We start from the raw sequence: 21,432 nt of genomic DNA, 5'->3' as shown, positions 1-21,432 counted from the left end.
GTTTTCATGAATAATTATAGTCCTTTGAGATATCCCGGAGGGAAGAATAAAACTTATAGCTACGTTAAACATTTGATAAAAAAGAATGGAGTAGAAACTTACATTGAGCCCTATTGTGGTGGAGCTGCGGTTGCATTGAAATTGTTATTTAACAACGATGTGAAAAAAATTATGATTAATGATTACGATCGTTCGATCTATGCAATGTGGTATTCAATAATAAACTATACAGATTCATTTATTGAGAAAATAGAAAATGTAGTTTTTACTATGGACGAATGGGAAAGACAAAGAATAGTTCAAAAGAATAAAGAAACTGCGGATTTACTTGAGTTAGGTTTCTCGACATTTTATCTAAATAGAACAAATAGATCGGGAATTATTAATGCGGGACCAATTGGTGGAAAAAAACAAACTGGGGATTATAAAATGAATTGTCGTTTTAATTCAGTTATTCTAAAGGAAAAGATTAGACTAATCTCTAGGTATAAAAATAGCATAAAGCTTTATAATCTGGATGCTATTGAGTTTATAAAGAGAAATATCGTAAAAACAAAGAAATCATTAACCTTTTTTGATCCACCCTATTTTATCAAGGGAAAAGATTTATATACCAATTTTTATGAATTTCCAGATCATGTTGAGTTAAGCAATACTATCAGTAGGTATATGAAAAACCAAAGATGGATATTGACATATGATGTCCATGATGATATCCGGAAAATATATTCTGATTTTGAATATTTTACTTATCAATTGAATTACAGTGCTGGAAGTTCTAAGAAAGGATCAGAGTATATCTTCTTGTCAGATAGTTTATCATCAGCGGAAATAGAAGATTATTTAGTTATTAAATAAAAAAATTATAACGTTGATTTCTAATTGTATGAAATTTAATCAGTCTTTAAATGTAAGTTACTCTCTAACTGCTAACACTAAAAGGATTTAAAGTTTATAAGGATCTAAGTATTGCAAATAATATTTCGGAAAGCTCTTAAATATCCACAGTTTTTCAAAATATAATTTATATACAGATTCTATCAGATAGCTTCAGTTTTTAGGCACTTTTTTTCAAGGTCAAAAAAGTTAGATATACCTCCGAGATAGTTTTCAACTTACTTAAAAATAAAACCTAACTTAATGTAAATTCATGATCTAAATTTTTCTGATGGAGATGTATTATTGTCTGTCATTAATATAACTGATCTTGTATGTGTATTTATCTCATGCGTTATATTCGTCTAAGAAGCCCAGGAACCAATTATAAGGATTAGAGGCAGTGACGCACTGAATAACTAAAGTGATAAATAATAGTGAATAAAGACGTTGCTTATAAAGAAAACAAATATTGTAACAAACACCAATTGGTATCTATAAAAGTACCATTTGGTGTTTGTTACACTATTCTCTATGGGATTGATGGGCAATTCTGATGGGAAATTAAGTGATATCCGATGTTTAATACAATCTAGCTTTATCATCTTTTAACATAATAAACTAACTAAAAAATGCGATAATCATGTTTTAATATTTATGAAAACTTCTTATTTATATTCAATCGTCAAAATATCGCGGATATCATCTATATTCAAAGCTTTAGCAATTCGTTGATGTGCTCACTATTGTCATATTGTTGTTTTAAACTTATTTAGTAATTTAAGACAAATCCTCATCCCGTCATTAATACAAACAGAAAATCGTAGAGGAAAAATTGGCTTAATGAGCGTCTACTCATTTCTTATAATCATTTAAAAGTGTTATTACCGTGAAATTGTGTTATCAATGCTCACTGGTTTTATAAGTAGTTCTGACATCAGTCATATTTACTAAATAATCAATACTAGTATCATAATAATTTGCTAACTTTATCAACATTTGAATAGGGATATCCAGTTCACCGTTCTCGTACCGAGAATACGTGGACTGTGAAATATTTAAAAGAGTAGCAATTTGGTGTTGGGTTAAATTGTTGTCTTCCCGCAGATCGCGGATTCGCTGAAACATTCACGTCACCTCGATACTATTCTGAATTATGCTCTTATCGCATATTGACTTTTATGCGTTTTGCGCATATTATGTTGTTAGTTACGAGGATAAGGCTTTTGATGGTCTGTTAAATTAAGCAAGTAATCGACGCTAGTAGAATAAAAAACTGCAAGTTTGATCAGAGATTGGGTAGGAATGTCTAATTTTCCTGACTCATAGCGGGAGTAAGTTGTTTGGCTGATATTCAGTAGTTTAGCAAGTTGTTCTTGATTCAAGTCTTTATCTTCGCGTAAGTCACGAATTCTATGATACATAAAAATCACCTCAACCTTATTTTAGGTGAGTAATTTTGTGCTACGGTATATTATGCGTTAAACGCATAATTGTTTTGGATTTTCTGTTAAACATCAATACATTTAGCAACTTACATAGGAAATGAAAGGAGGGAGTACTTGAAAAGCAGAAACTAATTTATCTCTATGTAATTGCCATCTTTAAAGAGGGGACCATATAGAGGAGAAGTCACTTGGTTGTTACAGACAGGACGAAACACATCAGGAGGAAGCTATGTTCCAAGAAAAAATATTCAATCCAGCAATACTACATGAAAACCGCTTGTCGCCTCGAACCAGTTTTTTTAGCTATGAAACGGTCGCAGCAGTTATGCAAGGAGATCCACAGGCATCTTTTGGGTATCAGTCATTAAATGGTCTATGGGACTTTTATTTGGGTGAGACTGAAAATCAAGTTGTATATGAACAAAAAATCGAGGTACCTGCTCATTGGCAGTTTCAAGGGCATGGAAAACCGATCTATACGAATGTCCAGTATCCTTTTCCGATTGATCCGCCATTTGTTGCGATGGAGAACCCAACTGCCTTTTATCGAAAAGCATTTATTGTGGAGGACATTGATCTTGAGTACGTGCTTCACTTTGAAGGTGTCGAATCGGTGTTTGAGGTGCATGTCAATGATCAATATGTCGGCTATAGTACCGGCAGTCGCTTGGTTTCGGAGTTTGATATCACACCGTATCTTCAAAAGGGCAAAAATGTGCTTAGTGTGAAAGTGAAGCAATGGAGCGCGATGAGCTATGTCGAGGATCAAGATATGTGGTGGCTTGGCGGAATTTTTAGAGAAGTCTACTTGTTTTCCCGTAAGCCGCAGTCGATTCAAAATGTAACGATCCAAGCAGATTTATGCAATCAATATAAAGATGGCATCTTGGAAGTTTCGCTTTTCTTTCAGCAAGCACCGCCAGAGCAGTTAGAACGTACGATAGAAATCGAACTGCTAGATCAAGAAAATGTAACCGTTTTAAATAAAGCTGAGAAACGCCAAGGAGAAGCAAAAGCGGATTGGACGATTTCCGCAACCATTGAAGAGATAATTCCTTGGAACGCAGAAGAACCATATCTATACCATCTGTTGGTGAAACAGTATCAAGGTGAGGAACTGTTGGAGGTCATTCCGTTTCTAGTCGGCTTTAGACAGATTTCCATAGTTGACGGTATTTTTCAAATCAATGGAAAACGAGTGGTACTAAAGGGTGTCAATCGCCATGAGTGGCATTGTGAGTCTGGTAGAAGTCTGACGGTTGAGACGATGGAACAAGATGTGCAGATGATGAAAGCATTCAATATCAATGCTGTACGGTGTTCTCATTACCCAGCAGACACAAAGTTTTATCACCTGTGTGATCGTTATGGGCTGTACGTCATTGACGAAGCAGACATTGAAACCCATGGGATGGATATCACCCAAAGGATCAATGAACTGAGTAGTAGTGAGGAATGGTTACCGACGTATTTAGACCGAGCAAAAAGAATGGTCGAAAAAAATAGAAACCATCCTTCGATCATTTTCTGGTCATTAGGAAATGAGTCTGGCTTTGGGGAAAACCATTTGAAGATGGCGCAGCTGATCAAGGAATTAGATCCCAGTCGTCTGGTTCATTATGAAGGAGAAGCACGGCATTTGAAAGCCTTGGGAGAATGGCAAGCGTGCCAAGCATCTGATGTCGTTTCGACTATGTATACATCTGTTGGAGAAATGGCAGAACAGGGGGAACGTTCCTTAACACAACCGCATATTTTATGTGAATATGGTCATGCGATGGGCAATGGCCCTGGTGGATTGAGTGATTATCTGGAATTGTTTTATCGCTATCCCCGGTTGCAAGGCGGCTTTATTTGGGAGTGGATCGACCATGGCATCAAGAGTATAGATCGCGTTTCTGGTGAGACTTACTACAAGTATGGCGGTGATTTTGCAGAGGAAATCCATGATGGCAACTTTGTGATTGATGGATTGCTATTTCCAGATCGTACGCCATCGCCAGCATTGTTCGAGTATAAGAAGGTGATTCAGCCTGTCAAAATCACCTTCCAGCTCTCAGAACAGACCTGTCACATCACTAATCGTTTCGACTTTCGAAATTTAGCGTCTTTACAGCCAGTCCTGCAAATCAAAGAAGACGATCAGATGATTTTCTTACAAGAGCTGCCAAGAATCGACCTTCCACCTCAAGAAGAAACAACCATTTCCCTACCAGAAGAAGCTACGCTGAGCTTAGCAGGAAGAGCACAGGCAGTGGTCACGCTGTTTTTCTTTGAAGAAAGTGCGCCAGATTTTTCTTTAGAACACGCAGTTGCTTGGGAACAAGCCATCATTGATCAACCAATAAAAAGCTTACAAATACCCAAAGCGGATGCCTTTCACTATTCAGAAACGGCCGATGAACTGAGGATTACTTTGGCTGAGCAGACCTATATTTTTCATAAGAAAACAGGTACCTTGAGCCAGTGGCTCATCGAAGGGCAAGCCTTGCTTACTGAACCGCTCGAAATGAACTTTTGGCGGGCACCGACTGACAACGACTTGTTAGGCAGTGAAGAGTTTGGTTCGGCAAGCATCGCCAAGGAATGGGAAGCGTTTCGCATTCGCCATTTAAAGGAGCGTGTGCTCGCGTTTACCTATGAACAGCGCCCAGATGAAATAAAAGTCGAGATTCGCCGCAACAGCATGCCTATTTCCCTCGACTGGGGAATTGACTTGTTCTTTACGTATCGTCTTTCATTGGCAGGCGACATCCGTGTAGCAGTCCAAGGAACCCCGTTTGGCAATGGACCGAAAACCCTACCGCGAATCGGTGTGCAGCTGATGATTGATAAAGAACATCAGAACGTGCAGTGGCTGGGACTTGGGCCGCATGAAACCTATCCTGATAGTTGCCAAAGCGGGTTTTTCGATTGGTGGGAAAGAACCGTTCCAGAGATGCACACGCCGTATGTGCGGCCGCAAGAAAATGGCAACCGCATGAAGACCAAATTCTTCCGTTTGTCTAAGCCTTCTGGAGCGGGACTGACTATTTCCAACAAATCGCTGAATTTTAGTGTGCATCACTACACCCAGAACAATTTGGAACAAGCGACTCATACCAATCAATTAGAAACCAGCGACGCAGTTGCCCTCAACATTGACTATGGGGTGCAAGGATTAGGAAGTGCTAGTTGTGGTCCCGGTATTTTACGGAAGTATTTATTGCAAAATCAGGCATTTGCCTTTGATTTTCAGATGAACTATCAAAAAGAAGTGGAAGGAGCAAAACAATGAAAAAAATAGCTTTATGTATGGCAATGATAGGACTAGGAGGCTTAGCTGCTTGTGGGAATGGCAGCGATACGCCAGAGCGTGAGGGGGGCGAACAAAACGGCGCAGAGGAAATCACCATCTGGGCGTGGGACCCCAAATTCAATATCGCAGCCTTTGAGTTGGCGGAATCATATCATCAAGAAGAAAACCCTGATTTCAAAATCAATGTCACTGAGATTTCCCAACAAGACAGCGTACAAAAAATGAATACCATCTTTAGTTCAGGCAGTACCCAAGGATTGCCTAATATCGTCTTGATTGAAGATTTTCGCGCTCGTAATTTTTTAGAAGTGTTTCCAGAGTATTTCGTTCCATTGACTGAGTATATAAATGTTGACGACTTTATGGATTACAAAATCGAAGTATCTTCGATCGATGGCGAGCAATATGGGATGCCGTTTGATTCAGGAGTAGCGGGCGTTTACTTGCGAAAATCGATCATTGAAGAAGCGGGCTTGGAGCTGTCAGATTTCACCAATATCACTTGGCAAACCTTTAACGAGTTGGGGATCCGTGTGAAAGAAGCAACTGGCAAACCATTGCTGTCCATCGATATGAATGATCTAGGACATTTGCGAATGATGATGCATTCCAGTGGTTATTGGTATACCGCAGAGGATGGTGAAACGCCGTTTATTGACGGCAATCCTTCTTTGAAACAAGGACTTGAAGATTTGAAAATGCTGCTTGATTCAGGAGTAATGACAACGCATAATGGCTGGGACCAAATGCTAGCAGGTTTTAACAGCGGCGAAGTAGCGGGCGTTTTACAAGGCAACTGGATCACTCCATCGGTGAAAGCAGAAGAAAGTCAAAGTGGCGATTGGGCAGTCGTTCCAGTGCCCAAGCAAGAATTGATCGAAGGTTCAGTCAATGCAACCAATCTCGGAGGCTCGTCAATTTATGTGTTAGATATCGATGGGAAAGAAGAAGCCCTGAGCTATATTGCTGACGTATTCGGCAAAAATATCGCCTTTTACGAAGAGCTGATTCAAACCGTTGGAGCAATCGGTTCCTACGTTCCTGCTTCACAAGGAGATGCGTATCATGCACCAGATCCTTTCTTTGACGATCAGGCTATCTATCAAGATTTCATGAACTGGGCAAATGAAATTCCTTCGGTAAACTTTGGGAAAAACACATATGCGTTGGAAGACATCATGAATCAAGGCTTTTTGGACTATGTCAATGGAGCAGATTTGGACGAAGTCTTAAAAAATACGCAAATGATTGCTGACAATCAATTGAATTAACACGGACTGAGGGGCATGTACGATGAAAAATAAATTATTTTATAAAAAAGGAGTGATCACGGGGTGGCTGTTTATTGCTATCCCGACACTCTTAATCTTCTTTTTCTCTTTTTATCCAATGATCCAAGCGTTTCTATTATCCTTGCAATCAGGAAGCGGTAACGGGCTGACCTTTAGCGGACTCGCGAATTATCGGCGGCTGTTTTCGGATCAAACCTTTTTGACAGCCACGAAAAATACCTTGATCTTTTTGGGCTTTCAAGTGCCTGTCATGGTCTTGTTGGCCATGTTCTTTTCCGTCCAGCTCAATCAGAAAACCCTAAAGCTGAAAGGCCTATTTCGGACGATCATTTTTTTGCCAGCAGTGACTTCATTAGTCGCATACTCCATGGTCTTTAAATCACTGTTTGCAACAAATGGCGTGGTGAACGCCCTTTTAGTGAGACTGTCGATTGTCTCTGAGCCAATCGCCTTTTTCTCCAGTCCCTTTTGGGCAAAAGTCATTATCATTTTAGCCATCACTTGGCGCTGGACCGGCTACAATATGATTTTCTTTTTATCGGCTTTGCAAAACATTGACCCAGCAATTTATGAAGCTGCTAGAATCGATGGGGCTTCTCCGACCAAACAGTTTTTTAAAATCACCGTCCCTTTGCTGAAGCCAGTCATTTTGTTTTCAGCCGTGACATCAACGATTGGCACACTACAGTTATTTGATGAACCGATGAACTTGACCCAAGGTGGACCAGGAAACGCCACATCGACGATTTCCCAATATATTTATAATCTCTCCTTTCGCTATACACCAGATTTTGGCTACGCCTCTGCAGTTTCCTATGCCATTGTCGTCATGGTCATCTTCTTTTCCATGATCCAATTTAAGATCGGAGGAGAGGAAAAATGAAAAAAGTAGGCACGTATGTATTTTTGGGTGTTTTTACCATTCTGTTTGCCTTTCCCTTTTATTTCATGTTAGTGAGTATCACCAATCCTACCGTAAATATCATGCAAGGCAAACTATTGCCAAGTACCCATTTGCTAGAAAACTGGCGTAACCTAGTCGCAACCTATGACCTGAAACAAGTATTCTTTAATAGTGCAAGAATTGCGTTGTTACAGACGATATTATCCGTGACGATCGCTTCGTTGGCAGGCTACGGATTTGAGATCTATCAAAGTCGATTAAAAAATATGCTTTTTAATATTTTGCTCTTGTCGATGATGTTGCCTTTTGCCGCCACCATGATTCCGCTGTTTCGAATGTTCGGCAGCTTTTCAACGACGATTCCTTTTATTGGACTCGATACAGTAGCTTCAGTCATTTTGCCAACATTATCGACCGCCTTTCTGATCTTCTTTTTCAGACAAAACACAAAAATGTTTTCCAAATCACTGCTTGAAGCAGGGCGAATGGATGGCCTTTCGGAGCTAGGCTTGTTTTTCCGAATATACATGCCAACCATGAAAACAACTTATGCGGCCGCTGCCATCATTACCTTCATCAACAGTTGGAACAGCTACCTGTGGCCGTTGATCACCCTTCAATCACCAGAAAAGCAAACCTTTCCCCTAATGATTTCTGCCATCGGCGCCGCCAATAATCCAGATTATGGCTTAATGATGTTAGCAATCGTGATCGCAACTCTGCCAACAATGGTGGTCTTCTTCTCACTACAAAAGTATTTTGTGGCTGGGATGTTGGGATCGGTGAAGTAGGGACGTTTAGAGAGATAGGAAGAATAAAAGACAGAAGACTAATTGATATAGTCATCTGTCTTTTGTTATTGAGTCATTCTGATTTATATCGGATTATTTCTAACGATATTCGCTATAAGCATCGTAATCCTCCAATCAACCTGCCATCAACCCAAAAACTGTCGTCCTTCCTTCTCAATCAACTCACAAGTCCATTTATCCTTAAATAACGATGCCATCTGTCTTGCTTGGGCAAATAAATCCGAATCTCCGATCGCAAAACTTTTTCGAGCAGTGGCTAACGAATAGTAATCATAGCGCTTGCTCTTTTTTGCCAATAGCAGGGCTTGATCCGCGGCTTCTTTCGCCTCTGGGTGTTGCTGTTCTTGCAGATAAAGCAAGGCGACATTCAAATGAATCGCACACTGTAAAGGCACAGTATTTTCTAGTGCTTCGTATTTTTTTAGCTGTTGGATCAATTGGCGGGCAATGACGTGGGCGGTTTCAATTGGAAAGAGGTATAAAAGGCAATTGATCAGCTTGATATCATCAAGGGTCCAGTCGGAATAAGCCTGAAGCGCATCCCAGGGAACCGTCAAAAGAACTTTGGGCAGGCAAGGAATTTCTTTTTCTGCATTCGTTGAGAGCACTGAGAGAGAGTCGATTACATACACCAATAAGTCAATGGTTTTACTGACAGATGTTTTTTGGAAAAGTAAACATTGCTCTTTCAAAGCAAGCAATGCTTTTAGATCCTGGTTGGAAAACAAAGAGAATAATTGATGCAAGATTTGTTGTTTTTCATTTAAACGGTATCCTTGGGCGATGAAAAAAAATTCATCAAAACCGCAATCAATTCGTGCTAAAAGTTCGATAAAAAGGGTAACAGAGGGCGTTAATTTTTCATTCTCAAATTTAGATAAGGTGGTTCTTGAAAGCAGGTCTTTACAAACTTGCGCTTGCGTGATGCCACGGCTTTTTCTGATTTTACGATACGTGGTTCCTAACTTATTCATAGGCGCCTCCTAGATCAATGTGATTATAGTGTACATAAGATAATTTTGCTCGTCAATCTGGTATAGTAGAACTATTAGACAGCTAGGCAACACCAGATAGAGGAGGCCCCGCAAATGAATCAGACAAAATAAAATCCTTTACTTAGCAAATGGCGATCAATAACTAGAAAAACGAGCAATCGTTATTTCTAAGTAAAGGTGGAAAACAAATGAAGAAGAATCAGGGATTTACCCAATTGATCATTGGCCAAACAGTGGCGAATGTCGGGGATACCATTTATATTGTGGCAATTATCAGTTCTATTTTTAGCTGGACAGACTCTGCTTTGGCAGCGGCGCTTGTCCCGGTGCTAGTAACAGGAGGCGGTGTCATTTCCGGCTTTCTCTCACCTGTCATCACGAGTTATTTTCGCTTAGAACAAGTGCTGAAGGTCAGCCAGATGTGCAAAACAACCTTACTCTTTTTTATGACCGCGTATCTCTATCTGAAAGCTGAAACGATGAATCTATTGGTTTTATATTGCCTTGTCGCATTGATTTCGTTTTTGGACGGCTGTTCAGAACCAATTAGCCGTGCCTTGATCCCGAAATATGTGGAAAAGCATCGCCTCGTCAAAGCCAATGGAATATTCAATTCGATGCTTCAAACAGTCAACATCGGCAGCTGGGCGATCGGAACCTCCTTGCTGCTGGTATTTTCTGTTCATCAGTTGGTTTTATTAGACAGCTTTCTGTTTCTAAGCGCCTCGATAGTATTAGCGTTTTTGCCTAGAACGACTCGAGAAAAAAACGAAAAGCAGCCATTAGCGCACCAGTTGTTTATCGGTTGGCGCTGGATTATGAAAGATCCTCTGGTTCGGGTGATCGTTGGCATGGACATGCTGGAAAGTATCGCCAATACAGCCTGGGTTTCCGCGATTGTGTTAGTATTCGTCCGAGAAGTGATGCAGGCACCTGATGCTTGGTGGGGCTATATCAACGCCACTTATTTTGTTGGCGCGTTGCTAGGAAGTGCGTTGGTGATGCGTTTTTCCGAGCGGTTTGATAAAAACAAACGAACAGCGATTGTAATGGGCGCTATTTTAGGCGGACTGAGCACTGTTGCCGTTGCCCTATCAGGCGATCGCTTTTTGATTCTAGGATTATCCGTTTTAATCGGGCTCTTTTCCCAGATCAAAAATATCCCACAAGCCTCATTAATCCAACAAAAAGTAGCAGCCGATCGATTGGTTGCCATCTACGCTGCCTCAGGCATCTTAAATTCCGGTGTTCTTGCTTTATTCACCTTGTTGATGGGACAGGTGGCAGATGTTTTTGATGTACGGTGGGTGTTTTTTCTTTCCGGCAGTTTATTGCTTCTAGTGGGGCTGATTGCAGGGAAGCTTAAAGTTAGTTAAAAGTAAGAAGATAGTAGTCAAAAGAAACTCTTTTTTACTAAGTTCTATAAGATAAAACTAGCTTTAACGGTTAGCTTAGATAATGGTACACACAGGAAGATGAAAAAGTAATTACGGCTAGTTAGGAATAGTCCCTGACTAGCTTTTTGTGTGGTGATCTAAACGCTCTTACATCGAGAATACAATGATTATTGTAGATTTGATCAGTAGCTGATCACAGATCATTCATATGCAAAAGCATTTCGTAGCTGAATGTTGAGATTGACTAAGTATGGGGCTGCTATAGGAGGAAAGTGCAAGCATCTCTATATAAAACTTGATTACTTGAAAGAAAAGCTTTGTATTGATTTGGAGTAAATTCACAATTTTTTTGAAAATCTTTAGTTTTCCAAGATTCCCCTAAAAAGCTCATCTAACAGCTCCTAACCTTATATACATTTACATATCTAACTCTTATCTTTTCGCTTTTAGTTAGTTAAAAAGCAAAAAATAAATGTGAATCCGAGCTATTTTTAAATAATTAACCAGATAATCTTCCGATTGGAACGGTTAAACAGTGAATGATCGGTAGAAAAGAGATTAGGGAATGCAAGTTGTGATAAGTAAACTCATAAAAGAAGAATGCAAGAAAAGTAGAGAAAAATAGGATTAATGAAATAATCGAGATCCTTAATTTTTAACAATTTTCGTAAACCATAAATGAATTGAAGGAAGCTTAGTGTGGGTGAAAGAATAATTACAAAAAAATATTGACTTAAAAAAATGGCTATGGTAATCTATAAACGAAAATAGTGGGAACGTTTCCAAAAAAGCATCTTCGTTAAATTTAAATTTTTTTAAACAAAAATGGAAACGTTTCTAAAATGTATTGGGAGGAGATTGAATTGGAAAAGACATTGGGACCAGGTGGTGAGATAAGGGCGGTACAACGGGATAACAAAAATATCTCGAAGTGGGAAAAATTAAAGAAACAATTGCGGCGTGATAAGTGGATGTACTTGTTGCTCTTACCAGGTATCATCATGACGTTTATCTTTAAGTATGTGCCAATGTACGGTGCTGTGATTGCATTTAAAGACTATAATCCTATGCTAGGAATTTTGGAAAGTCCTTGGGTAGGACTAGATCACTTTAGGGAATTTATCAGTTCACCAAATTTTACGCTTTTGCTGAGCAACACATTAAAAATTAGCATTTATGGTTTATTGTTAGGTTTTTTTCCACCAATTATTTTAGCACTGAGCTTGAATCAAATTATCAATAAAAAAATAAAACAGAAAATCCAGTTGATTCTATATGCGCCGAATTTTATCTCAGTAGTTATTATCGTGGGGATGCTGTTTTTGTTCCTATCCGCAAATGGACCTATTAATGGGTTAGTAGAAAAGGTTACGGGGCAACCAATTATGTTCATGTCTAATCCAGCTTATTTCAGAACGATTTATATTTTATCGGGAATTTGGCAAGGAATCGGCTGGTCATCCATTCTTTACACCGCGACACTGGCGGGAGTCAGTACCGATTTATATGAGGCAGCAAATATCGATGGGGCTAATATTTTACAAAAGATTTGGCATATCGATTTGCCTGCATTGAGGCCTGTGATGGTGATCAGCTTCATCTTGGCCGCCGGCGGTATTATGAATGTAGGATATGAAAAAGCCTACTTGATGCAAACTTCAATGAACATCCCTGCCTCAGAAATCATTTCCACTTATGTATACAAAGTCGGCTTGCAATCAGGTGATTATGCCTACTCTGCTGCTGTTGGTCTGTTCAATATGATTATTAATGTCGTTTTATTACTGATTGTCAACAATATAACCAAGCGGCTAAACGATGGTCAAGGCTTGTAACGAAAGGAGAAAATTATGAATAGTGCTTTATCAAAAATCGACCGTCAAATCTTATGGCTGAATCGAGTGATTGTAACTTTTTTAGTCGTCATCACCATTGTTCCGCTGATTTATGTACTGGTAGCTTCTTTTATGGACCCAGCTACTTTGATCAATAAAGGTATAAGCTTCAATCCGAAAGATTGGACAATACAAGGATATCAGCGGGTACTTGCAGATGACTCCATTTTACGCGGTTTTATAAATTCGTTGTTTTACTCTTTTAGCTTCAGCTTATTGACTGTATTTATTACGATGATCACTGCGTATCCTTTGTCTCGACCTAACTTGGCTGGGAAAAAGATTATTATGACTTTTTTTGTCATTACAATGTTCGTTGGTGGCGGCTTGATACCTACCTATTTATTGGTAAAGAACTTGGGCATGTTAGATAGTGTATGGGCGATTATCGTACCAGGTGCTATAAATGTGTGGAATATTATCTTAGCGCGTACCTATTTTAGTGCTTTGCCAAAAGAACTTTCTGAAGCTGCTACTATCGATGGGGCCAATGACTTGCAAATACTGTTCAAAGTCATGCTTCCATTAGCTAAACCAATTATGTTCGTGTTGTTTCTATATGCCTTTGTTGGACAATGGAATTCATACTTTGACGCCATGATCTATATCAAAGATCCCGACTTACAGCCGTTGCAACTTGTATTAAGAAATATTTTGATCCAAAACCAACCCTCACAAGACATGGTGGGAGCCAATACAGCCATGGCAGAGATGAAACAAATTGCTGAGTTGATTAAATACGCAACGATCGTCATTTCTAGTCTGCCATTAATCATAATGTATCCTTTCTTCCAAAAATATTTTGATAAAGGTGTTTTAGTTGGTTCTGTTAAAGGATAAGTATTGTTCACTATTTGTATGAATAAAAATTATAAAGGAGATTTTAAGATGAAAGCAAAATGGATGCTGCCAATCGTTTTTACTTCCGTACTAATTTTGGGGGCTTGTGGAGGCTCAAAAGAAAAGAGTACATCAAGCCCTGATTATGAACTAGAAAATGTCTCTTTTCCATTGAAAGAAAAAGTATCTTTAAAAATGATGTCTCAAAGTGCCCCTTTGGCTCCCAATGATCCTAATGACAAATTGATTTTCCAGCGATTAGAAGAAGAGACCAATCTCCATATTGATTGGACAAACTACAGTAGTGATTTTGCCGAAAAAAGAAATTTGGATATCGCTAGTGGTGATTTACCAGATGCCATCTTCAACGCCGCTGCAGGTGACTATGATTTATTAAACTGGGCGGAAAGTGGTGTTATTGTACCGATTGAAGATTTGATCGAAGATTATATGCCAAATCTGAAGAAAATTTTTGATGAAAACCCCGAATACCGACAAATGTCTACTGCACCTGATGGTCACATTTACTCTATGCCTTGGATTGAAGAATTAGGCGAAGGAAAAGAGTCGATTCATACAGTAAATGGGATGGCTTGGATCAACAAGGAGTGGTTGGATAATTTGGGTCTTGAAATGCCGCAAACCACTGATCAGTTGATGACTGTGTTGGAGGCTTTCAAGACGCAAGATCCAAATGGTAATGGTGAAGCAGATGAAATTCCTTTTAGCTTTATTAACAATGGAGGAAACGAAGACTTAAAATTTTTAATGGGGGCATTCGGTCTAGGTGATAATGATGACCACTTAGTCGTTGATAACGATGGCCAAGTACAATTTACTGCTAACAAAGAAGGGTATAAAGAAGCCATCAAATATTTCAACGAAATGAATAATAAAGGTCTTATTGATAAAGAGGCTTTCGAACAAGATTGGAATACGTATGTTGCCAAAGGGAAAGAACATAAGTATGGCGTGTACTTTACTTGGGATAAAGCAAATATCACGGGTGCAGATGATAGTTATGACGTCTTGCCAGTCTTAGCGGGACCAGATGGAACGAAACACGTTACTCGTACGAATGGCATGGGTTTCTCAAGAGATCGTTTCGTAATTACTAGTGCGAATAAAAACTTGGAACTTACAGCTAGGTGGATAGATAAAATGTATGAACCGTTACAGTCTGTCCAAAATAACTGGGGAACCTACGGTGATGAAGCACAGGCGAATATTTTTGAATTAAAGGATGGTATGTTAAAACATTTGCCTTTAGAGGGGACAGCACCGGGGGAACTAAGACAAAAAACCGAAGCTGGAGGACCATTAGCAGTTCTTGATTCTTATTACGGCACAGTCACTACTATGCCAGATGATGCGAAGTGGCGTTTAGATTTGATGCATGACACGTATTTGCCATATATTACAGAAGACAATATCTATCCACGTGTCTTTTTAGAAAAAGAAGAAACAGATCGATTAGCAAAAATTGAAACAGATATGTGGGATTACATCTATCGCAAAAGAGCAGAGTGGATCACCGGCGGTAAAATCGATGAAGAATGGGAAGAATACCTTGCTGAATTGGAACGTGTAGGTTTGGAAGAATGGATTCAATTAAAACAAACTGGCTATGATAATTTTTTGAAGGGAGCACAATAAGTGTTAGTAGAAGAAACGGCGATTTTGGATAAAGCAAATCGATTTATTGAAATGATGCGAGGAAAAGTTAACCCTCAGTATCGACAAAACTATCATTTTTCCGCACCCATCGGGTGGATAAATGACCCCAATGGGTTTATATATTACAAAGGGCATTACCATCTCTTCTATCAATACTATCCTTACGATAGTCGATGGGGGCCCATGCATTGGGGGCATGCGCGCAGTAGTGATTTGGTCCATTGGGAAGATCTACCAGTAGCGTTAGCCCCAGATCAACCTTATGACAGCGGCGGGTGTTTCTCAGGAAGTGCAATTGAAAGAGACGGAAAACTATATTTATTTTATACAGGCTGTCAAGAAATTGATGGTATTAGCCATCAGCATCAATGTTTGGCGGTCTCTGAAGATGGTATTCATTTTAGCAAATACAGTGGTAATCCTGTGGTAGCAGAAAAACAGCTAGGTGAAAATGGGCTGATACAAGAATTTCGTGATCCTAAAGTAATTGTTCACAACGATGCTTACTATATGGTAGTAGCTACTAAATCTACACAGTCTACTGGTAGAATAGTGATGTTTCAATCGTCAGATTTGTATACTTGGCACTTTTACTCTGTGTTGCTAGAAGGGACTTCAGAGCAAGGAATAATGTGGGAATGTCCTGACTTATTCCATTTAGACGGACGAGATGTGTTAATCATGTCACCGATACAAATCAAGAAGAACGGACTGGAATATCATAATATCAGTTCTACCATGGCTTGTATTGGTGAGGTAGACTGGGAAACAGGTCAGATGATAGTTGATAATTTCCATGAAATGGATTTTGGAATGGATTTTTATGCACCACAAACAACAACAGATCCTAATGGTGGACGGGTGATGATTGCTTGGATGCAGATGTGGGATCGTACATTGCCTACACATGAGTTAGGCCATCTTTGGGCAGGCTCTATGAGTTTGCCCCGAGAGTTAAGAGTGAAAAAAAATCGATTGGTACAAAAACCCATCTCAACTGTATATAGTCATTTAGTTTATCAACAAGGCAGTGAAAATATTGCAGTGACTGACACATCAGTCGTATTTCGAAACGCGCTGTCTGATTCTTCATATTTACATCTAGTCGCAGATTTGGAGAAAGCAGAAGTTTTTACAATTGAATTACTGCGGTCTAAGACGGATTGTCTCAAACTAACTTATGACACTGCTAAACAGGTTTTTGAATTGGATCGTCAGAAACTAGGAAGAGAGCTTACAGGGGCGGAAGAAGACCCTCTGAATGTCCGAAAAGTTGAAATACCTTTGATTGATAATCAGCTCGTTCTTGAGATTTTTAGAGATACCTCATCAGTTGAAGTCTTTATTAATGGTTTAGAAGTTATGACGGCTACTTTCTATGAGCTGGAAAAAGCTCGAGATATCTTATTTCATTCGATCGGAGAAAGTCGTATTCAAGCTTTTGAAACAGCGAGTGTGAAATAAATGTTTGATTGCTTAGGCGATGAATCAATTATTTAATAGGTTTTGAAGGATAATTTTTTAGAAAAGAACAGATAGCTAGATTTCCCATGGCTTTGCTATTAGTATTTTGAAAAAATTAGTAATTTATGACAAAATTCATTATACTAAACTTGTGCAGAAATGTGAGGGATCAACTATGAAAGCAACAATGAAAGATGTCGCAAAATTAGCAGGTGTCGGAGTAGGAACTGTTTCCCGGGTATTGAATAACGGCTCTGTTAAAGCTTCTACTAGAGAAAAAGTTGAAGCAGCAATGACAGAGTTAAACTATCAACCAGATTTTTATGCCCGGGGGTTAAAGATGAAGCATACGAATACGGTTGCTTTGATTCTACCCACTGTATGGCATCCATTTTTTGGCGAATTTGCCTACCATGTAGAAACAGCATTAGAAAGACAAAACTACAAGCTTTATTTGTGTAACTCCAGTGGTAATAGTGAAAAAGAACAAGAATATATCCAGATGGTCAGCCAAAATAAAGTAGACGGCATCATTGGAATTACTTATTCAGATATCGATGAATACATTTCGAGTAATCTGCCTTTTGTTAGTATTGACCGTTATTTCACTGAAGAGGTGATTTATGTGACCGCTGACAATGCGGCCGGTGGACGTTTGGCTGCAAATGAACTTTATCGCCGAGGATGTCAGAATGTAGCATATATCGGTGGGTACCAAGAAACACCGAATGAAACGAAGAGTCGTCGAAAATATTTTGAGATTGAGTGCCGTCAATTGGGGATTTCCTATAAAGCGTTAGATATGTTAGAACCTTTAGACCATCTCTCAGAACGTGTAACAAATTTTTTGTTAGAGAATCCCGATATCGATGGGATTTTTACGATCAACGATCCGATGGCATTAGCTGTCATTGGTATGCTTGAAAAAATAGGGAAAAACGTACCAGAGGATGTCCAAGTTATCGGATTTGATGGTCAAAAGATGACAGAAGGAGACCCTTATCTCGTCTCAACAATTGCCCAACCTACAAAGCAAATGGCGGAAGTGGCAGTGGCAAAATTAATTGCTGTCATTAATGGAGAGACAGTAGAAAAACGTACCGTATTGCCGATTGAATTTGGTGAAGGTGGAACAACGAAATCTTTAGTGAGAAACGATTTTGCTTAGTGCAAATACGTTTCTTTTTTTGAAAATGAGTGAATGAAAGGTGTAGATAAAATGTTATATGGCGGGATAGAAGCTGGTGGAACAAAGTTTGTCTGTGGGATTGGTAATGAACAATTACAAGTGATAGAACGGAAAAGTTTTCCTACCACAACACCAGAAGAAACGATGAAGCAAGTGTTTGATTTCTTTGATAGGTACAAAGGAAATATCGCATCAATTGGTGTAGGAGCATTTGGGCCTATTGATATTCAAATCGAATCAAGAACTTACGGATATATCACCAACACCCCGAAGTTAGCTTGGCAAAATTATCATTTTGTAGGAGCTTTGGAAAACGCCTTGTCGGTTCCCATCTATTGGACTACCGATGTAAATGCTGCTTGTTATGGAGAATATATGGCAGGGTATGGAAAAGGTAAAAATAGTGTTCTTTATTACACCGTTGGTACTGGTGTTGGTGGTGGTGCTGTAGTCGATGGAAAAATAGTCACAGGTTTCAGTCATCCTGAAATGGGACATATGCTCTTACAACGTCATAATGAAGATCAATTTGAAGGAATCTGTCCTTTTCATCATGATTGTTTGGAAGGGTTAGCCTCAGGCCCCGCGATTGAAAGACGCTTTGGAAGAAAAGCCCAGACCATTTCATTTGATCATCCTTATTGGGCGATTGAGGCAGATTATCTTGCTCAGTGTGTGTATAACACAACGTTACTATATGCACCGGAAGTAATAATTTTAGGCGGGGGTGTAATGAAACAGCCGCAACTACTCGAGTTGATTCGCCAAGCGTTTAAAGAAAAAATGGGTTCCTACGTGGATACGCCCACTCTCGAAGAATACCTACTAACTCCAATGCTTGCTGACGATGCAGGTTTGATCGGCTGCTTAGCTTTAGCAATAAAGAAGTTGGAACAATAGCAGCATGTTAAAGAACGTGTGAGAGAGTTTTTATAGTAGTTAGGATAGATAAAAAGGTTAACTAAAATGAGAGCTAGAAAAAAGGATGGCTAATAATAGATGTTCATATATATTTTTTGCGTAATCGAATGTCGCAAATAAGAATTTTTTCTTTCGTTCTCGTCTTCAGTTATATTGTTGTCTAGCTGCCTCAAAATTACTTCTTAGTGCTTGTTTTTTTTCTATTAGCCCGAGCAAAGAAAAAGGAAACAGAATGTCTTATTAAAGCCAATTAGGCCTACGCCTAATTGGCTTTCTATATTCCTGTTCTAATTGTGTTTGGGTGGGATGAATATCCTTTTTATTAATAATAGTGACGGTGTAATGAACGGTTTTGCTAACGGTAAAATAAGTATATCTAATTCAACTTTCTACTAACGCGAACATCCTTTGAATTTGATTTACTAAAAGCTGGGTAGCTTCTCATCAGTCATTCTCTTCATAGGGGTTAATAAAGTGTTGTCAGTCATCCTGCCCTATTCTCAACAAGTACCTGCCTAATGCCTTCTTCAAACGTTGTGATCTTAAAATGAGGGAATGCCTTTTTGAATTTATCAGAGACAAAAAGATTATCCATCGTGTATCTAGGTAATAACTCACTTAGTTCGCGCGCGTTTTTACTGAATAGCTTAGCAAGTTTAAATTGCCACAAAGGAATGACGCGGTATTTCAATGGTTTGCCTTCAATTTTTTCGGCGAGATCGATCATGTCTTGGAAACTATGAGGTGTATCACAGGGCAAATGCCAAGTCTGGCCATAGGCACTAGGTGTATTTCCGATAAGGGCCATGGATCGGCTAGCATCAGGTGTCCATATAAGTGTGCGTAAAGTGTCCTTATTGACAGGTATTTTGACGGGAGCATTGTGGACTATATTGTTTAAGACGAGTGTATTAGTAATGCTCTGGGTCTTGCCTGGGCCGTAAAATTCTGGGGCTCGACAAATCACCGCATCTAAACGGCCACTTTCCATCTCGGATAAAACCAATTGAGCCATTTTAGAGCGTACGAGGGACTTCCTGCCTGCTGGAGAAAATGGCGTGTCTTCCTTTTGGGGTGTACGATCCTTTGGATACATATAAGTATTATCAAAAAAAACCAGTTTGCTCTGTGCTTCTTGGCAAGCGCGGATGACATTTTCTGTGATTTTCATAAAATTGGTTTCCCACAGCTCAGCATCCATCGGTAACCCAACAGTGAAGTAAACAATCTCACTATGTTCAATCGCTTTTTTCGTTTGCGAAAAGTCCATCAAATCTGCGGAAACGATCTGATCTGTAGGATTGATTTTTTGAGGCTTCCGGCTAACTAGTCGAAGCTCATTTGTGTAATTTTTGTATAGTTCTTTTGCTAGTTCATAGCCGATTTGTCCATTGCTTCCTAAAATTGTTTGCATGACTGTACCTCCTCAAGATATAGTTTTGCTACAGCACGTACAGAAAAAGGATTTTGGCCAGTGATGATCCGCCCATCTTTTAGGGCAAATGCTTTATAAAAGCGTCTTTTTTTGAATTGAGCGTTTCTTTCTTCTGCGGCGGTTTGATTAAAGAAAGGAACTTTGTTCATTTTCCCGGCGAGAAATTCTTCGGTTTTCGTAAATCCTGTGATTTTTTTTCCAGAAATCAAAAAGCTTCCTTCTCTATCTTTTATATTTAGTAAACCAGCGATTCCGTGGCAAACAGATAAAATATACCCATTGTTTTCATAAATGGCTAAAGCGAGTTCTTGCAGCTCTTTATTATCAGGAAAATCCCACATGACACCATGCCCTCCGGTAAAATAAATCGCATGGTAGTCATTTGGATTTACTTCTGCGGGTTTTTTCGTTTGAATCAAGCCGTTTTGAATGAAATTTTCTTCCAGATAAATGTTCATAATGGCTTGATCTATATATTTCATGCTTCTTGGATCTAGAGGAACAAAGCCTCCTAATGGACTTACGAAATCAACGTCAACCCCTTGTTGATAGACCTCATCTAGAAACTCGGCACTTTCTCCTAACCAAAGTCCGGTAGCCTCGTTCGTGCCAGCATATTTTTGAATGTTTGTTTCAACAACTAATACTTTCTTCATAAATGGTCCCTCTCGTTCATAATGTGAAGGACTTTCGTTAAAAAGGATTGGAGTTTTTTTATTTCTGTTTGCTCATGATCGAGATAGTAATAATTTTTTGTTCCTTCTTGCCTGAAATTCACGATTTTGGCTTCTTTCAAGATTTTCAAATGATGTGAAATGGCGGGTCTAGATAAATTGGTGGCCTCTAATAAGGAAGTGACCTGTAAGCCAGCACAATTTTCCACTTCTAGCAACCGAATGATGATAGCTTGTCTTTTTTTGTCACCTAGCGCGATTAAAAAATCACTTAATTCAGAAAAATCTTGTTGCAGATTGGCATAATCTATCATA

At 39.1% G+C, this 21,432-nt stretch carries 18 protein-coding genes; 12 read left to right on the top strand and 6 right to left on the bottom strand.

Annotation, left to right across the window (positions count from 1 at the left end; all coding sequences use genetic code 11):
* The first annotated feature begins 6 nt into the window (after nucleotides 1–6).
* A complete protein-coding gene (locus IGK85_RS16050) occupies nucleotides 7–858 on the top strand; it encodes a DNA adenine methylase (RefSeq protein WP_008381774.1) in 852 nt (283 codons plus the stop codon).
* A 921-nt stretch (nucleotides 859–1,779) separates the two neighbouring features.
* Here IGK85_RS16050 and IGK85_RS16045 read toward each other — a convergent pair.
* Entirely contained in the window at nucleotides 1,780–2,004 is a 225-nt protein-coding gene (locus IGK85_RS16045; RefSeq protein ID WP_008381776.1) for a helix-turn-helix domain-containing protein, read from the bottom strand.
* Nucleotides 2,005–2,081: 77 nt separating this feature from the next.
* Nucleotides 2,082–2,300 (bottom strand): helix-turn-helix domain-containing protein, encoded by a 219-nt coding sequence (locus IGK85_RS16040; RefSeq protein WP_008381778.1) that lies wholly within the window; start codon nucleotides 2,298–2,300, stop codon nucleotides 2,082–2,084.
* A 253-nt stretch (nucleotides 2,301–2,553) separates the two neighbouring features.
* On the opposite strand from IGK85_RS16040, the gene IGK85_RS16035 reads away from it, so the two are divergent.
* From IGK85_RS16035 to IGK85_RS16020, 4 genes are read left to right on the top strand one after another with little or no spacing between them, the layout of a single operon-like run.
* The gene (locus IGK85_RS16035; RefSeq protein ID WP_008381780.1) at nucleotides 2,554–5,601 is read left to right on the top strand and encodes a glycoside hydrolase family 2; all 3,048 of its coding nucleotides are present in this window, start codon (nucleotides 2,554–2,556) and stop codon (nucleotides 5,599–5,601) included.
* Nucleotides 5,598–6,893, top strand: a complete 1,296-nt coding sequence (locus IGK85_RS16030; protein WP_008381782.1) for an ABC transporter substrate-binding protein — start codon at nucleotides 5,598–5,600, stop codon at nucleotides 6,891–6,893. The genes IGK85_RS16035 and IGK85_RS16030 overlap by 4 nt, the downstream gene beginning before the upstream one ends.
* A 22-nt stretch (nucleotides 6,894–6,915) precedes the next feature.
* Complete coding sequence (locus IGK85_RS16025) at nucleotides 6,916–7,797, top strand: carbohydrate ABC transporter permease (RefSeq protein WP_008381784.1); 882 nt, start codon at nucleotides 6,916–6,918, stop codon at nucleotides 7,795–7,797.
* Complete coding sequence (locus IGK85_RS16020) at nucleotides 7,794–8,609, top strand: carbohydrate ABC transporter permease (protein WP_008381786.1); 816 nt, start codon at nucleotides 7,794–7,796, stop codon at nucleotides 8,607–8,609. Before IGK85_RS16025 ends, IGK85_RS16020 begins: the two co-directional genes overlap by 4 nt.
* A gap of 146 nt (nucleotides 8,610–8,755) precedes the next feature.
* Here the strand turns inward: IGK85_RS16020 and IGK85_RS16015 are convergent, their stop codons facing one another.
* Nucleotides 8,756–9,604, bottom strand: coding sequence for a helix-turn-helix transcriptional regulator (locus IGK85_RS16015; RefSeq protein WP_008381788.1), 849 nt, complete (start codon nucleotides 9,602–9,604; stop codon nucleotides 8,756–8,758).
* 209 nt (nucleotides 9,605–9,813) lie between these two features.
* Here IGK85_RS16015 and IGK85_RS16010 point away from each other — a divergent pair, with 209 nt between their 5' ends.
* The 7 genes from IGK85_RS16010 (at nucleotide 9,814) to IGK85_RS15980 (ending at nucleotide 18,987) form a co-directional block, all read left to right on the top strand.
* Entirely contained in the window at nucleotides 9,814–11,001 is a 1,188-nt protein-coding gene (locus tag IGK85_RS16010) for an MFS transporter (protein ID WP_008381789.1), read from the top strand.
* Nucleotides 11,002–11,864: 863 nt separating this feature from the next.
* Nucleotides 11,865–12,857, top strand: coding sequence for an ABC transporter permease (locus tag IGK85_RS16005; protein WP_008381793.1), 993 nt, complete (start codon nucleotides 11,865–11,867; stop codon nucleotides 12,855–12,857).
* A gap of 15 nt (nucleotides 12,858–12,872) precedes the next feature.
* The gene (locus IGK85_RS16000; RefSeq protein ID WP_008381795.1) at nucleotides 12,873–13,757 is read left to right on the top strand and encodes a carbohydrate ABC transporter permease; all 885 of its coding nucleotides are present in this window, start codon (nucleotides 12,873–12,875) and stop codon (nucleotides 13,755–13,757) included.
* Between the two features lie 48 nt (nucleotides 13,758–13,805).
* On the top strand, nucleotides 13,806–15,413 hold the full coding sequence (locus tag IGK85_RS15995) for an ABC transporter substrate-binding protein (RefSeq protein ID WP_008381797.1): 1,608 nt from the start codon (nucleotides 13,806–13,808) through the stop codon (nucleotides 15,411–15,413).
* Complete coding sequence (locus IGK85_RS15990) at nucleotides 15,414–16,898, top strand: glycoside hydrolase family 32 protein (protein WP_002323464.1); 1,485 nt, start codon at nucleotides 15,414–15,416, stop codon at nucleotides 16,896–16,898. It begins immediately after the preceding gene.
* 175 nt (nucleotides 16,899–17,073) lie between these two features.
* On the top strand, nucleotides 17,074–18,066 hold the full coding sequence (locus tag IGK85_RS15985) for a LacI family DNA-binding transcriptional regulator (protein ID WP_008381799.1): 993 nt from the start codon (nucleotides 17,074–17,076) through the stop codon (nucleotides 18,064–18,066).
* Nucleotides 18,067–18,117: 51 nt separating this feature from the next.
* The gene (locus tag IGK85_RS15980; RefSeq protein WP_008381802.1) at nucleotides 18,118–18,987 is read left to right on the top strand and encodes an ROK family protein; all 870 of its coding nucleotides are present in this window, start codon (nucleotides 18,118–18,120) and stop codon (nucleotides 18,985–18,987) included.
* A gap of 505 nt (nucleotides 18,988–19,492) precedes the next feature.
* Here the strand turns inward: IGK85_RS15980 and IGK85_RS15975 are convergent.
* Genes IGK85_RS15975 through IGK85_RS15965 form a run of 3 tightly spaced genes read right to left on the bottom strand, consistent with a single transcriptional unit; the run spans nucleotide 19,493 to nucleotide 21,431 of the window.
* The gene (locus tag IGK85_RS15975; RefSeq protein ID WP_008381803.1) at nucleotides 19,493–20,422 is read right to left on the bottom strand and encodes an NAD-dependent epimerase/dehydratase family protein; all 930 of its coding nucleotides are present in this window, start codon (nucleotides 20,420–20,422) and stop codon (nucleotides 19,493–19,495) included.
* Nucleotides 20,407–21,099, bottom strand: coding sequence for a type 1 glutamine amidotransferase domain-containing protein (locus IGK85_RS15970; protein WP_008381806.1), 693 nt, complete (start codon nucleotides 21,097–21,099; stop codon nucleotides 20,407–20,409). Before IGK85_RS15970 ends, IGK85_RS15975 begins: the two co-directional genes overlap by 16 nt.
* Nucleotides 21,096–21,431 (bottom strand): ArsR/SmtB family transcription factor, encoded by a 336-nt coding sequence (locus tag IGK85_RS15965; protein ID WP_008381808.1) that lies wholly within the window; start codon nucleotides 21,429–21,431, stop codon nucleotides 21,096–21,098. The genes IGK85_RS15970 and IGK85_RS15965 overlap by 4 nt, the downstream gene beginning before the upstream one ends.
* Nucleotide 21,432: the final 1 nt, after the last annotated feature.

Origin of the sequence: Enterococcus sp. AZ015, assembly GCF_050499225.1 — a bacterium.
In the GTDB taxonomy this organism is placed as follows: Bacteria; Bacillota; Bacilli; order Lactobacillales; family Enterococcaceae; genus Enterococcus_D; species Enterococcus_D entomosocium.
The sequence above is the reverse complement of the archived record's forward strand: the minus strand, read 5'-3'. Positions and strand labels throughout refer to the sequence as shown.

What these genes read in the sequence shown, in the direction of transcription:
- IGK85_RS16050 (WP_008381774.1), top strand. Translation starts at nt 7, where the DNA reads ATGAATAATTATAGTCCTTTGAGATATCCCGGAGGGAAGAATAAAACT.
- IGK85_RS16000 (WP_008381795.1), top strand. Translation starts at nt 12,873, where the DNA reads ATGAATAGTGCTTTATCAAAAATCGACCGTCAAATCTTATGGCTGAAT.
- IGK85_RS16015 (WP_008381788.1), bottom strand. Translation starts at nt 9,604, where the DNA reads ATGAATAAGTTAGGAACCACGTATCGTAAAATCAGAAAAAGCCGTGGC.
- IGK85_RS16010 (WP_008381789.1), top strand. Translation starts at nt 9,814, where the DNA reads ATGAAGAAGAATCAGGGATTTACCCAATTGATCATTGGCCAAACAGTG.
- IGK85_RS15985 (WP_008381799.1), top strand. Translation starts at nt 17,074, where the DNA reads ATGAAAGCAACAATGAAAGATGTCGCAAAATTAGCAGGTGTCGGAGTA.
- IGK85_RS16040 (WP_008381778.1), bottom strand. Translation starts at nt 2,300, where the DNA reads ATGTATCATAGAATTCGTGACTTACGCGAAGATAAAGACTTGAATCAA.
- IGK85_RS16020 (WP_008381786.1), top strand. Translation starts at nt 7,794, where the DNA reads ATGAAAAAAGTAGGCACGTATGTATTTTTGGGTGTTTTTACCATTCTG.
- IGK85_RS16030 (WP_008381782.1), top strand. Translation starts at nt 5,598, where the DNA reads ATGAAAAAAATAGCTTTATGTATGGCAATGATAGGACTAGGAGGCTTA.
- IGK85_RS15965 (WP_008381808.1), bottom strand. Translation starts at nt 21,431, where the DNA reads ATGATAGATTATGCCAATCTGCAACAAGATTTTTCTGAATTAAGTGAT.
- IGK85_RS16045 (WP_008381776.1), bottom strand. Translation starts at nt 2,004, where the DNA reads ATGTTTCAGCGAATCCGCGATCTGCGGGAAGACAACAATTTAACCCAA.
- IGK85_RS16005 (WP_008381793.1), top strand. Translation starts at nt 11,865, where the DNA reads ATGTATTGGGAGGAGATTGAATTGGAAAAGACATTGGGACCAGGTGGT.
- IGK85_RS15980 (WP_008381802.1), top strand. Translation starts at nt 18,118, where the DNA reads ATGTTATATGGCGGGATAGAAGCTGGTGGAACAAAGTTTGTCTGTGGG.
- IGK85_RS16025 (WP_008381784.1), top strand. Translation starts at nt 6,916, where the DNA reads ATGAAAAATAAATTATTTTATAAAAAAGGAGTGATCACGGGGTGGCTG.
- IGK85_RS15975 (WP_008381803.1), bottom strand. Translation starts at nt 20,422, where the DNA reads ATGCAAACAATTTTAGGAAGCAATGGACAAATCGGCTATGAACTAGCA.
- IGK85_RS16035 (WP_008381780.1), top strand. Translation starts at nt 2,554, where the DNA reads ATGTTCCAAGAAAAAATATTCAATCCAGCAATACTACATGAAAACCGC.
- IGK85_RS15970 (WP_008381806.1), bottom strand. Translation starts at nt 21,099, where the DNA reads ATGAAGAAAGTATTAGTTGTTGAAACAAACATTCAAAAATATGCTGGC.
- IGK85_RS15995 (WP_008381797.1), top strand. Translation starts at nt 13,806, where the DNA reads ATGAAAGCAAAATGGATGCTGCCAATCGTTTTTACTTCCGTACTAATT.